The sequence below is a fragment of the Burkholderia sp. Ac-20353 genome (assembly GCF_017104785.1).
In the GTDB taxonomy this organism is placed as follows: Bacteria; Pseudomonadota; Gammaproteobacteria; order Burkholderiales; family Burkholderiaceae; genus Burkholderia.
Genome location: NZ_JAAGPL010000065.1, coordinates 1 through 12485, shown reverse-complemented (window position 1 = coordinate 12485; position 12485 = coordinate 1). Strand labels below are relative to the sequence as shown.

Sequence of the window (12485 nt, the reverse complement as noted above, 5' to 3'; positions counted from 1 at the left end):
AGTTAAATCACGGAACATGAAACGTTGGTGATTGCGGCAAGCATTTCCGGCGCGCTCAGCATGAATTGTGAGCGACACGCCCGCGGCCATGTCGGCCTTTTTCTTCAAGCATTGTCATTGCCCGTGGCGGATCGGCACGCAAGCGTTCATGCGCGCCGCCGATTCGGTATTTTCTTCCGCGTTCTTTACGCAGATGGGTCATTTTTCCGCATCGCGTGGCATTGAATTTTCCTTTCGGTTTAATTCGCGCCATGAATCCAAAACAGAAATCAAAATGAAAGCAAAAATTAATCTTCCGACAATGTGTTTTTTCGGAAATGCGCCGGTCGCGGTGAATGACCGGGTGTCGCTGCGGCAGGATCACGCGCCGGGTTTCAGGCGCGATGGGGGAAGTGAGAGGCCGACGACGGAACGTCAGCGGGTTGTCGGCGAGAAACGCGCGAACGCTCAACGCGTTTCGTCGAGCGTCGGGCCGTCCCAGCCGTCGAGGTATTTCGGCAGTGGATCAACAACGTCGATCACCCGCTGCCGGTAGAACAGGTGCATCGTCGGCTGCAGGTCGTCGGGCAGTTGTCCGGCATGTGCGCGGGCGGTCAGGCTGTTGGGCACGACACGCATCCCGAACCGGTTCGTGCCGAACACGATTTCGCCGCACGATGCGCAGAACGTGCGCGACATCGCTTTCGACGGATGCGGAAACATCGCGTCGGTGCCCGTCACCGCGACCTGCTCGCTGCCCCAAGCGGTCGCAGACAGCATCGACGTGCCGTAGAAATCGCGGCACGACTGGCAATGACAGTTCGCCCTTGCAGCGGGTTCGCCCCGCAGTGTGACGGTCACCGTGCCGCACAGACAGCGGACAGAACGCTCTCGAGTCATTCGGCCTCCTGTGAAGAGGCCCTAGTATAGGGACAAACACGGACAAAGCGGGGCGGCCGTTGCGCCGCCCCGCTTTGCATCAGAACCGCTGACGCATGCCGATGCTGACGATCGCCTGCGACCGCGCGTCCGACGAATGCCCGTTCGCCTTGTCAGACACCGACGCAGTCGCGGGCACCGGACGGCCGAGCGCGTCGAGCGTCATCCCCGACGCATGCTGGTACGCGCCGAGCAGGTATACGCTGGTCCGCTTCGACAGGTCGTACGTCGCGCCGAGCGTCACGTTGTGATACTGCGCACGCTCGTCGAGACCGTTCACGTCGCTGCCGCGCGTGTAGCTGTAGCCCGCAAACAGCTGGGTCTGCGGCTGCACGTTCCAGCGCGTGAACACGCCCGCGACGTTGAAGGTCGCGTGCCCCGAGAACAGCGAACCTGCGCCGCTGCGGTACTGCACGTTGCTGTAGTTCACCCCGACCACCGCCGGGCCGAAGTCGTAGGTCGCGCCGGTCGCGATGATCTGCTGCGACTGCGCGCTCGCGTAGCCTTCGTTGATCGACGAATTGAACAGGCCGTCGTCGGTGCTCTGCCACTTGCCCGTCGTCGTGTCGACCGCGCCGCTCTTGCTGTTGTCGGCGCGCTCGTAGCCGACGCCGACCCGCAGCGGGCCCGCCGCATAGGCCGCGCCGACGCTCCACGTGCTGCGCTGCTTCATGGTGCCAGGCTGGCCGCCGAAGCCGTACAGCGCGCCGAACGTGAAGCCTGCGTAGTTCGCGCTCGTGTACTTGATCGAGTTGTCGACGCGCGCGGTCTGGTCGAGATCGTCGATGTCGCCCGGATGCGCGCCGAACCCGCCGATATACGACGACGGCCCGACCGGGCTCACGAAATCATCGAGCGACGTGTACTGGCGGCCAAGCGTCACCGTGCCGTAACGGTCGCTGCCGAGGCCGACGAACGCCTGGCGGCCGAATTGGCGGCCGCCCTGGCCGGATGTGCCGTTGGTGATGTCGAAGCCGTTCTCGAGGACGAACAGCGCACGCAGGCCGCCGCCGAGATCCTCGGCCCCCTTGATGCCCCAGCGGCTGCCGGACAGGTTGCCGGTCGTGAGCCCGACGCTCGAGTGTCCCGTGTAGTTGCCGGCGGTGCCGACCCGTTCGTTGCTGCGATAGGTAACGCCCGCATCGACGATGCCGTACAGCGTGACCGAGCTTTGCGCGGACGCGATACCGGCGAGCGACAGCAGCAGCGGCGCTGCGACGAGATGTTTGTTCATGGTGTTGGCTTGTCTCCGGGCGTGAAACCCGTTGTTCTAGGTGCGAGTTGCGAGTTGGACGAGTGGCCGGCGATGCTTCGCCGCCGGCTTTCCTGCACCGGACGGCGCACGTGGCGACAGCCCGTCGCGGCCGCCGATGGTAATTGGAACCGGTTCCAATAGAAAGCGGAACGACGAAAACAATTTATTGCTAAAAGTGAGATAGTCGTGCGCGCATTGGTCGGCACGCGCGCAGCCCCCATCGAAGCGACCGGGTGCGGGTGCGGGTGGTACTCCAGCGGCGATGCCGGTCTCGTTCGCCGACGCCGGAAAAGTCGGCCGCGCCTTCTGGTCTGGTCGGCGCCAAGATCTGCTCGATAACCGGCAGCGTATTGCACCTCGCAATTGAAGCGCCCCGATTCCGGTAATGCCCGCATCACGTCCGCTGAAGAAATCAACGCTTCGATGCTTGAGCCTGACGTAACGTCATGATTTACCGTTCATGCAGGCGGTGGAGTCGCGATGTCGTTGAAAATCGGCAAGCTCGCAAAACGGGCGGGCCTGACTGTTCGAGCGCTGCACCACTATGACGCAATCGGGTTGCTGTCCCCTTCCGCCCGCTCGGATGGCGGTTCCCGCCAAGACAGTCTTCAGCATTTGGCAGACGAGATTACCAGCGGCAGCGAGACCGGGATAGCAGACTGGCTAAACCTATTGGAAAAGATGACCATGTACGAAAAGCACCTCACAAGTGAAGACCTGGATCATTTGCGGGCGCAGCAACAGCAATTGGGCGAGGATCTAAACGCACGCAGAATCGAACTGATTTCCGAGACGAGAAGATCGATTGACACCGGGCTGCTTCCGGAAAGCCAGGAAGCGCAGGCACTGACCTGGCACTGGATGCAATACCTGAAGGATGCAACCGGGGATAATGCTCAACTGGCATCAAACCTGAAGATCATGCAGGAACGGGAACCCAGGGCCCAGGAAATCACCGGTTTCACGCCAGAAATTCATCAATGGATATCACTGTCGATTACCAACGCCAGGGCAACACTCTTCGCCAAGTACCTGTCACCCGTTGAATTCGAAGAAGTTCGGCGACGCATGATTGCTCATGCAGACGATTGGCCCGCTTTGTTCACGGAAGTACGAACACAGATGGATGCAGGTGCGGATGTAACCGATCCAGGTGTTCAGGCATTGGCTCGTCGATGGCAAGATCTCTTTCGCGACTCATACTGCGGCGATGATCGCGCACTCGAAAGCAAGATTCATCTCGCGTTCCAGAACGAACCTGATCTGTCGGTCGGCATTGGCCTCGATCTTCCGTTGATCCTGTTTATTCAAAAGGCGATCCTGTCCTTGAACGGACCCAGGCAAAATTCGATCAACGCCGGCCCCAAGCCAAGCGCTCAACGCGTCGCGACCCTGCGAGCGGTGCATCAGCTCCTCGATGCCCCGTTGATTCTGGAAGACCGGTTTGCGCTGAAAATACTGGGCAGCGCGAATGAAGCTGCCGTCCGCGGCAACCCGCAGCGCTACGATGATCCATTGTCCAAAGGCCTAAGGATCTCCGTTGCGGTGCGTAGCCGATTTGCCGAAGACGAGTGGCAAAAGGCTGCGCAGAATGACGTCCGCCAATACGTCATTCTGGGCGCCGGGCTGGACACTTATGCGTATCGCCAGAACCATCAGGCCCAACGAATCTTCGAGGTTGATCTTCCTGCGACACAGCAATGGAAGCGCGAATGCCTGAGCGCCGCCGGCATTGAAATTCCGTCATCGCTGACATACGTGCCAATGGATTTCGAACACGATACGTTGGCACGCGCGTTGTCTCAAGCCGGATTCCGCGAAGACGAGCCCGCCTTCTTCTCATGGCTCGGCGTGTCGATCTATCTCGACGAAGAAGCGGTCCTGGAGACCTTGCGATTCATCGCATCGTGCGCTGCCGGAAGCGCTGTCGTCTTCGATTACGTTGTCACGCCGTCGTTGCTCACACCCATGGAGCGCTTAGGCATGGAACTGGTACGCGCGAAAGTGGCGGAAAGTGGCGAGCCGTGGAAAACCAGTTTTGATCCGGCATCGCTGGCCGACAAGCTTCGCTCGCTCGGATTTGGCGAAGCGAACAACGTCAGCCCGGAACACCTGAATGACATCTACTTGACGGGACGCAACGATGGTTCCCGGATGGGGAACACGTTGAGATTGATGCACGCCGTTGTCTGAACAACCTTGTACGCTCCTGACACTTCCAGTCAAAATGACCTCACACAATCAGACATCGACGCCAATGCCGGCATGCGGGAACGGGAATGCGCCTTCCCCCGAGTGGACCGCAGATAAAGTGCAGTCACTGTTCGACCTGCCCCTCCTCGACCTGGCGTTTCGTGCGCAGCAGATCCACCGTGAGCACCACGCACCCAATGCCGTACAACTTTCGACGCTACTTTCGATCAAGACCGGCGGCTGCCCCGAGGACTGCGGATATTGCTCGCAATCGGCTCACCACGATACGAAGCTGAAAGCCGAAAAACTGATGGCGCTCGACGACGTGCTAAAGGCCGCGAAAGCAGCCCAAGCCGACGGCGCAACGCGCTTTTGCATGGGGGCCGCGTGGCGTGCCCCCAAGGATCGCGATCTGCAAACGGTGAAGCAGATGATCAGCGGCGTCAAGGCGTTAGGCCTCGAGACCTGCGTGACGCTGGGCATGCTCGATTCTCACCAGGCGCGACAACTCAAGGACGCCGGGCTCGACTATTACAACCACAACCTCGACACGTCACCGGCGTTTTACGGGAAGATCGTCAGCACCCGCAGTTATGAGGACCGGCTTGCCACGCTCGCTCACGTGCGCGACGCGGGTCTGCGCGTTTGCTGCGGCGGGATCCTGGGTCTCGGCGAATCGCGGGCCGACCGTGCGAGCCTGATCGCACAGCTCGCGGCGCTGAACCCATATCCCGAGTCGGTGCCGATCAACAATCTGATTCCGATACCCGGCACACCGCTTGCGGAAACCGTGCCCGTCGATCCGTTCGAGATCGTGCGTACGGTTGCGGCTGCACGCATCACGATGCCGAAAGCCGTGGTGCGTCTCACCGCCGGCCGCGAACAGATGAATGACGCACTGCAGGCGTTGTGCTTCCTCGCCGGCGCCAACTCGATATTTCTGGGTGACCATTTGCTGACGACGCAGAATCCGCAAATCGAGCGCGACCGGGACCTGATGGGCCGGCTAGGCCTCGAACTGACGTGACAGTGACCAACAAGCACAAATTGTGAGAGCAAGATGCACATTGATCATCTAGTACAACATCCTGAATTCATTCCGTCAGTTGCGACATGGCACCACGAAGCGTTTGGTTATCTGAATCCTGCCGTGACGCTCGACCAACGCGTGGCACGCCTTGGTCAACATGCTGACGATTCGTTACCCATGACGCTTCTGGCGTTGTCAGACCACGGCGACGCACAAGGCGTCGCAAGCCTGGTTCAGAGTACGTTGACGCACCAGCACCTTGGTCCGTGGCTATCAGCGGTGTTCGTTCCACCCGTTCATCGCGGTAAAGGCATCGCTTCGGAGTTGGCGATACGCGCGCGTATCGAGGCGTCACGAATGGGGCACCGCAAGATCTTCCTCTTTACGCCCCGCAACGAGTCCTTGTACGCGCGCCTTGGATGGCGAACGATAGATACGGCGCAGATCGGCGCCACTTCGGCCGTGGTGATGGAGGCGGACACCGGCGCATGATGGGGCCGGCCGAGCATCGTGAAAGAAGCGCTTTCCTGAAGCGTCCGGGATGCTCGGCACAATGCCGAATCAGCTGTTGAGTTGCAGATATTCAAATACCTTTTCATCCGGATGACGGACAATGAAGCGCCTTCCGGTGGGAACATGCTCGGGCGCAACAATCACGTCGACATGCGCTTGCACGCGATTCCAGTAGGCATCCAGATCATCGACGACGTAGATGCCGTGAACCGATCGAGGAATCTGTAACGCGGCTTCATCGCGAGAGTCGAGTATGATCATCGGCCGCATGACAGTGACACGAAAGCCCAATTGCGCGCTTTCAAAGTCGGACGTCACCGGCAGGTCGAGCACATCCCGGTAAAAATCCAGCGCGCGCGCGGCACCGGCGGGAACGGTTGGAACCAGGACATCAAGTATTTTCATCAGTTGCTCCAAGAAAACCCGCCATTCATGGCGGGGAGGAAAGGTTCGCTCTTGACAGGCAGCTTCTTGCGCGGGATAGGATGGTCGGCATGATCCTTGTCTACCGCTACCGCGTAAAGTCGCTCAACGGCCTGCTGAACAAGCAGAGCCGAGCGGTGAACTACGTGTGGAATTTCTGCAATGACACGCAGAAACACGCGCTCAAGTGGAACAAGAGGTGGCCGACGGGTTTCGACCTGAACGTGTTGACGACCGGCAGCAGCAAGGAACTCGGCATCCATTCCGGCACGGTCAACGCAACGTGCGAGCAGTTCGCGAAGTCGCGCAGCCAGCACCGGCGTCCTTACCTGCGCTATCGCGGCCGGAAATCGCTGGGCTGGGTGCCGCTGAAGGGCCGCGATCTGAAACGCGAGGGCGACGCGTTCCGCTTCGCCGGCAACACCTTCCGCGTCTTCAGCAGCCGCCCGCTTCCCGACGGCAAGATCAAGGACGGAACCAACTTCGCACAGGATGCGCGCGGCAACTGGTTCCTCAACATCGTGATCGAGCTGCCTGATGTTCAGGCGCGCCCGATCCGTTCCGGCGTCGGCATCGATCTCGGTCTGAAAGACTTCGCCACACTTTCGACCGGCGAGAAGCTGCCCAATGACCAGTTCGGCCGGCGCGCGGCCGACAAGCTGGCGAAGGCGCAGCGCGCGCGCAAGCACAAACGGCAGATCGCGAAGCTGCACGCGCGGGTCGCGAACGCTCGCGCCGATTTCCAGCACAAGCTCGCGCTCGATCTGGTGCGGCGCTTCGATTACATCGCGGTCGGCAACGTGTCGGCCTCGAAGCTCGCCAGAACCAGGCTGGCGAAGAGCGTCTACGACGCATCCTGGTCGTCCTTCCGGGACAAGCTCCGTTACAAGGCGATGGCGCACGGAGCCACGTTCGAGGAAGTGGACGAAAGCGGTTCTACCCAGTCCTGTTCGGCGTGCGGGTCGCAAGACAGCACGACGCGGCCGAAAGGTATCGCAGGACTGCGAATAAGAGAATGGAAATGCAGTAACTGTGGTGTCGTGCATGATCGTGATACCAATGCTGCGCTGAACATTCTCCGATGCGGACGTGCATCGCCAGTTGTGGGAATCTCCAGCCTTTAGGCGGAAGAGGACGTCAAGCAGTATAGGTCGACCATCCGAATTTCAGCCGCTCATTCAGGAATGAGCGGCTGGACTTTAAACAAGGCGGCAATATGCGAAAAATCCGCGGTTCGACGTTCAGGAACGAGCAGAAACTCCAGCAGGCCTGCAGCTTGAATGCACTGATGCTGCGCCTTGGGCGTCGCTGGAAGCTGCAAGTCCTGTACTTCATCCATCGCGACCACGATACATTTGGGAAGCTGAAACTCGCTTTGTCCGGCATATCCGACCAGATACTCGCGCTACGGCTGCGCGAGCTGATCGACGAGGGATTGGTGACAAAAGATTGCGACAGCCCGAATATCGCCGGGAACGGGATCTACCGAACCACAAAGAAGGCGGAAAAGCTGCTCGTTCTTATGGAACAACTATGTGAATGGGAAAGATTCCACGGACCAGCCGTGAGTTCTTGAATTTCATCCCGCATCAGGAACACCCGGCGCGAACGACACCCGCGCCGCCACCACATTGCTTCATTCATCGGGAATCAACACGACATGCCGGTTCCATCGCAACTGCTTTTCCTGCCGGGTGCATCGGGCAGCACCGCATTCTGGCAACCGCTCGCCGACCAGCTCGCCCACCCCGCCGCGCGGCGCATCGTCGCCTATCCGGGCTTCGGTGCGGAACCTGCCGATCCGGACATTCGCGATTTCGACGGCCTCGTGCAACACGTGCTGCGGCACATCGACCGGCCGACCGCGGTCATCGCGCAATCGATGGGGGGCGTGATCGCGCTGCGCGCGGCGCTCGCCAAGCCCGAACTCGTCACGCATCTGGTGCTGACGGTCACGTCCGGCGGGCTCGACATGCAGGGCCTCGGCGCACAGGACTGGCGCACCAGCTTCGTCGCCGCAAACCCGCGTCTGCCGGACTGGTTCGTGACGTTCCGCGCGGATCTGTCGGACGAGCTGAGCCGCATCGCTCAGCCGACGCTGCTGCTCTGGGGCGACGCGGATCCGATCAGCCCGGTCGCGGCCGGCCGGCGTCTTGTCGAGCGGCTGCCCGATGCGCGGCTGCATGTCGTCGCGGGCGGCCAGCACGATCTGGCCGCCGTGCATGCGCGTGAACTCGCGCCGCTCGTCGACGCGCATCTGCAGCGCGCCTGACCACGCGCCCGCCAAGCGCCCTGCAAGCGTCCAACACGCGCCCGCCAAGCGCTACGCGTCGATAGCGAGGCTGCGCAGCTCGAGCCGCGCCTCGAGCCCGCCTTCCGGCCGGTTCCGCAACGTCAGCACACCCCCCATCGCGAGCGCGAGCTGCCGCGCGATCGCGAGCCCGAGCCCGGTGCCGCCCGTTTCGCGATTGCGCGACGTCTCGATGCGCCGGAACGGTTCGAACACCGCTTCGAGCAGATCGTCCGGAATCCCGGGCCCGCTGTCGCGCACCGCGACGATCGCGCCGCCGTCAGGCGCAGCCGTCACGTCGATGTCGGCCGCGCCCGCGAATTTCAGCGCGTTGTCGACGAGGTTCCCGACGATCCGGCGCAATGCCTGCGGGCGCGTGACGAGCGCGATCGTCACGCGGCTTTCCAGCGTCACCGCCTGCCCCGCATCGACGTAATCGCAGACGATGCTGTCGAGCAGTGCGTCGAGATCGATACGGCGCGCCGCTTCCGCGCTGCCGTGCAGCGTGCGCGCATACGCGACGCCCTCCTTCACGAGCGTTTCCATCTCGATCAGGTCCTGGCGCAGCTTCGCGCCCTGCGTGTCGTCGTCCATCACGTCGACGCGCAACCGCATCCGCGTGATCGGCGTCTGCAGGTCGTGCGAGATCGACGCGAGGATCTGCATGCGCTCGGCCATGTATTGCGCGATGCGGTCCTGCATCGCATTGAACGCGCGCGCCGCGCGCGCGACTTCCGACGGGCCGTCCTCGCTCAACCGCTCGGCCTTCAGGTCGGGGCCGAGCGTGTCGGCCGCCTGCGCGAGCTGCTTCAGCGGCCGCGTCGCGAGCCGCACCGCAAGCCAGCAGCACGCGGCAAGCACCGCGAGCTGCAGCGCAAGCACGAGCGGCAGCCAGCCCGACATCGGCACCGTCGACATCGGATGGACATCGATCGTCAGCGGCGAACCGTCGGTCAGCCGCAGATGCACCTGAAAATGTTCGCGGTCGCCTGGAATCGCGTTCGCGGTCAGCGGATACGCGCTGCCGATGCCGTCCGAGATCGACTGCTCGACGCGCGCCGACAGCCGCGCGTCCGGCGGCGTGCCGGTCTCGCCCGGCCCGAGCATGAACCGGTAGCTGCGCCGCGCGAGGCGCGGCAGCCACGCGGCACGCTCGCCGGCCGGCAGATGGTCGAGCAGCGCGACCGAGCTCGCGACTTCGCGCTCGATGTAGCCCATCATCATGTTGGTCGTCGCCTGGTCGCGCTCCGTCAGCGTGAGCCAGAACGACAGTGTCTGCGCGAGCGCGAGGCCGACGCACAGGATCAGCGCGAGCCGCGCGAACAGCGTGCGCGGCCACTGCCACGTCGCGCGCGGCGTCATGGCGTGCCTTCCACGACGGAAACCGCCGCCGAGAACACATAGCCCTCGTTGCGCAGCGTCTTGATGTAGCGCGGCTCGCGCGCGCCGTCGCGCAGGCGCTGCCGCAAGCGGCTCACGAGCAGGTCGATCGAACGGTCGAACGGGTCGGACTGCCGTCCTTGCGTGAGGTTGAGCAGCTGGTCGCGCGTCAGCACGCGCTGCGGATTGTCGAGGAACACGCGCAGCAGCCGGTATTCGGCGCCGCTCAACGCGACCAGCGTGCCGTCGGCATCGAGCAGGTGGCGCCCCGTCGTGTCGAGCCGCCATTCGCCGAAGCCGAGCATCCCGGCCGTCTCCGTCACCTGCATGCCGGGCGGCAGCATCCGCGTGCGGCGCAGCACCGAGCGGATCCGCGCGAGCAATTCGCGCACCGCGAACGGCTTCGCGAGATAGTCGTCGGCGCCCATCTCAAGGCCAACGATGCGGTCGGTCTCTTCGCTGCGCGCGGTCAGCATCAACACCGGCACCGCGCGGAACTTGCCGACGCGCAATTCGCGGCACAGCACGAGGCCGTCCTCGCCGGGCAGCATCAGGTCCAGCACGATCAGGTCGGGCGCGCCGCTGTCGAGCACGGCACGCATCTCGCGCCCGTTCGCGGCCAGCGACACGCGCATGCCGTTCTTCTCGAGATAGTCGGCGATCAGCTCGCGGATACCGCGATCGTCGTCGACGATCAGCACGTGGTCGGTCTTGTCCATGGCAGGAATCATACTCGCGGGATGTGCCGCACAAATGTCCGGTTGTCGGGTTGCCCGGTTGTCCCGATACCGCGCGGCACCGGACAGGCGATGTTCGCTTTATACCGCAGCCCGACCGACCATTTGTATCCCAACGTATCCGGCCCGGCCGCGGATACACGACATTGCACACGGGTGGTTTCGCGGACACATGCGGGATACGTCCGCGCGGCTCAATACGGTCTGTCGAAACCGCGAACGTCCGCCGCCGGCACCGGCCGGCAGCGGCGCCGCTCCCCGGAGGAACCTGCCATGTTCACGCGCTTCAAGACCGCCGCCGCCGTCACCATCGTCACCGCCATTGCCGCCACCGCCGGGCTGGCCGCGTTCGCCGACACGCGGGGCCAGACCGTCTCGCCGATGCCGGACGCCGGCGCGGCGGCCCCCGAACTCGCCGGCATCGAGCGCTGGCACAACAGCGCGCCGCTGACGCTCGGTCAGTTGCGCGGCAAGGTCGTGCTCGTCGATTTCTGGACGTACTCGTGCATCAACTGCATCCACACGATCCCGCACGTAAACGACTGGTACCGCAAGTACCGTGACCAGGGCCTCGTCGTGATCGGCGTGCACACGCCCGAATTTCCGTTCGAGCGTGATGCGCACAATGTCGCGGACGCGCTCGGGCGCTTCGGGATCCGCTACCCGGTCGCGCAGGACAACCGCTACGACACGTGGAACGCGTATGGCAACCGCTACTGGCCCGCGCTGTATCTGATCGACGGCAACGGGCGAATCGTCTACACGCGCTTCGGCGAAGGTGCGTACGACAAGACCGAAGCCGCGATTCGCGACGCGCTCGCGCAGACAGCGAAACCTTCTGACACAGCGAAAACCGCGCAGAACGCGGCCGGCCCGCGCGACGCAATGCGCGCGCAGTAGTTGCCCGGCACGCACTGGTCTCACTCCGTTTTCGCTTCGGCCTCCGCAAGCATCGCATCGCCGATCTGACGGTTGCCGAGCGCGACGAGCGCGTCGCCCGCGCCGCGTATGTCGTCGGCCGCCTTGTTCTGACTGAGCTTGCGCTTGCCGACAAGCCGCGTGATCTCGATCTGCAGCCCGACGATCGAATGCAGCATCGTGTCCAGATAATCCGTCGGCGCATCGCCCATCTTCCACGGCTCGGGCAGCGATGCCTCGCGCGTGCGCGTGAGCCGCGCGACCACGCCGCGCACGAACCGCTCGTCGTCGCGCACGGTGATCCGGCCATGCGCATGCACGACGACGTAATTCCACGTCGGCACCTGCCGGTGCGTCGCATGCTTGCTCGGATACCAGTTCGGCGACACGTATGCATCGCCGGCGCGGAAGATCACGAGCACCTCGTCGCCGTTCGCGACGTCCTGCCAGACCGGATTCGCGCGCGCGACGTGCGCATGCAGCTCGCCGAGCCCGCCGTCGCCCGCGATCAGCTCGAACGGGATGTGATTCGCGTCGAGCCCGCCGCGGCCATGCGTCACCAAGGTACCGAACGGAAATTGCGCAATCAGCGCGTGCAGCGTATCGATGCGGGATTCGTCGAAATGGGCGGGGACGTACATGAGAGCTCCACAGTCGGGCAATGGTCCAGAGACACACGGGTTCGAACCCGTCATACGGAATTGTGGCCGGAAACTGGTTTATGCTACAGAGCCGGTTTGACACATTTTCAGTGAACCAGAATCATGGCGAGGACTACCCGGATCGTCGAAATCCCGTCCCTCGGCGCGCTCGACCGCGCGGCCGGCA

At 63.0% G+C, this 12485-nt stretch carries 14 protein-coding genes; 7 read left to right on the top strand and 7 right to left on the bottom strand.

The genetic code is table 11. The annotated features are described in order from the left end of the window. Positions 1 to 55: 55 nt before the first annotated feature. The 3 genes from G3N94_RS19695 to G3N94_RS19685 form a co-directional block, all read right to left on the bottom strand. A complete protein-coding gene (locus G3N94_RS19695; RefSeq protein ID WP_205794257.1) occupies positions 56 to 451 on the bottom strand; it encodes a hypothetical protein in 396 nt (131 codons plus the stop codon). Further along, positions 448 to 879, bottom strand: coding sequence for a GFA family protein (locus tag G3N94_RS19690; RefSeq protein WP_205794256.1), 432 nt, complete (start codon positions 877 to 879; stop codon positions 448 to 450). Before G3N94_RS19690 ends, G3N94_RS19695 begins: the two co-directional genes overlap by 4 nt. A 79-nt stretch (positions 880 to 958) precedes the next feature. Beyond that, the gene (locus G3N94_RS19685; protein WP_205794255.1) at positions 959 to 2152 is read right to left on the bottom strand and encodes a porin; all 1194 of its coding nucleotides are present in this window, start codon (positions 2150 to 2152) and stop codon (positions 959 to 961) included. 501 nt (positions 2153 to 2653) lie between these two features. On the opposite strand from G3N94_RS19685, the gene G3N94_RS19680 reads away from it, so the two are divergent. The 3 genes from G3N94_RS19680 (at position 2654) to G3N94_RS19670 (ending at position 5888) form a co-directional block, all read left to right on the top strand. Then, positions 2654 to 4366: an SAM-dependent methyltransferase gene (locus G3N94_RS19680; RefSeq protein WP_205794254.1), complete on the top strand. Its 1713-nt coding sequence runs from the start codon at positions 2654 to 2656 to the stop codon at positions 4364 to 4366. Positions 4367 to 4430: 64 nt separating this feature from the next. Continuing rightward, entirely contained in the window at positions 4431 to 5393 is a 963-nt protein-coding gene (bioB, locus tag G3N94_RS19675; RefSeq protein WP_205794284.1) for a biotin synthase BioB, read from the top strand. 33 nt (positions 5394 to 5426) lie between these two features. Beyond that, on the top strand, positions 5427 to 5888 hold the full coding sequence (locus G3N94_RS19670; RefSeq protein WP_205794253.1) for a GNAT family N-acetyltransferase: 462 nt from the start codon (positions 5427 to 5429) through the stop codon (positions 5886 to 5888). 69 nt (positions 5889 to 5957) lie between these two features. On the opposite strand, the gene G3N94_RS19665 is transcribed toward G3N94_RS19670, so the two are convergent. Next, positions 5958 to 6314 (bottom strand): VOC family protein, encoded by a 357-nt coding sequence (locus G3N94_RS19665; protein ID WP_205794252.1) that lies wholly within the window; start codon positions 6312 to 6314, stop codon positions 5958 to 5960. An 89-nt stretch (positions 6315 to 6403) separates the two neighbouring features. Between G3N94_RS19665 and G3N94_RS19660 the strand changes: the two genes are divergently transcribed. The 3 genes from G3N94_RS19660 to G3N94_RS19650 all read left to right on the top strand — a co-directional run bounded on the left by G3N94_RS19660 (position 6404) and on the right by G3N94_RS19650 (position 8604). Continuing rightward, complete coding sequence (locus G3N94_RS19660; protein WP_205794251.1) at positions 6404 to 7456, top strand: RNA-guided endonuclease TnpB family protein; 1053 nt, start codon at positions 6404 to 6406, stop codon at positions 7454 to 7456. A 152-nt stretch (positions 7457 to 7608) separates the two neighbouring features. Continuing rightward, positions 7609 to 7908 carry a helix-turn-helix domain-containing protein gene (locus tag G3N94_RS19655; RefSeq protein WP_205794250.1) on the top strand — a complete coding sequence of 100 codons (300 nt, stop codon included), beginning with the start codon at positions 7609 to 7611 and terminating at the stop codon, positions 7906 to 7908. Positions 7909 to 7992: 84 nt separating this feature from the next. Beyond that, the gene (locus G3N94_RS19650; RefSeq protein WP_205794249.1) at positions 7993 to 8604 is read left to right on the top strand and encodes an alpha/beta fold hydrolase; all 612 of its coding nucleotides are present in this window, start codon (positions 7993 to 7995) and stop codon (positions 8602 to 8604) included. Positions 8605 to 8655: 51 nt separating this feature from the next. On the opposite strand, the gene G3N94_RS19645 is transcribed toward G3N94_RS19650, so the two are convergent. Beyond that, positions 8656 to 9984, bottom strand: coding sequence for an ATP-binding protein (locus tag G3N94_RS19645; RefSeq protein WP_205794248.1), 1329 nt, complete (start codon positions 9982 to 9984; stop codon positions 8656 to 8658). Beyond that, positions 9981 to 10721 (bottom strand): response regulator, encoded by a 741-nt coding sequence (locus tag G3N94_RS19640; protein ID WP_205794247.1) that lies wholly within the window; start codon positions 10719 to 10721, stop codon positions 9981 to 9983. The genes G3N94_RS19645 and G3N94_RS19640 overlap by 4 nt, the downstream gene beginning before the upstream one ends. 291 nt (positions 10722 to 11012) lie before the next feature. Between G3N94_RS19640 and G3N94_RS19635 the strand changes: the two genes are divergently transcribed. Beyond that, positions 11013 to 11639 carry a thioredoxin family protein gene (locus G3N94_RS19635; RefSeq protein ID WP_205794246.1) on the top strand — a complete coding sequence of 209 codons (627 nt, stop codon included), beginning with the start codon at positions 11013 to 11015 and terminating at the stop codon, positions 11637 to 11639. A 20-nt stretch (positions 11640 to 11659) separates the two neighbouring features. Here the strand turns inward: G3N94_RS19635 and G3N94_RS19630 are convergent, their stop codons facing one another. After that, on the bottom strand, positions 11660 to 12298 hold the full coding sequence (locus tag G3N94_RS19630) for an FMN-binding negative transcriptional regulator (RefSeq protein WP_205794245.1): 639 nt from the start codon (positions 12296 to 12298) through the stop codon (positions 11660 to 11662). Positions 12299 to 12485: the final 187 nt, after the last annotated feature.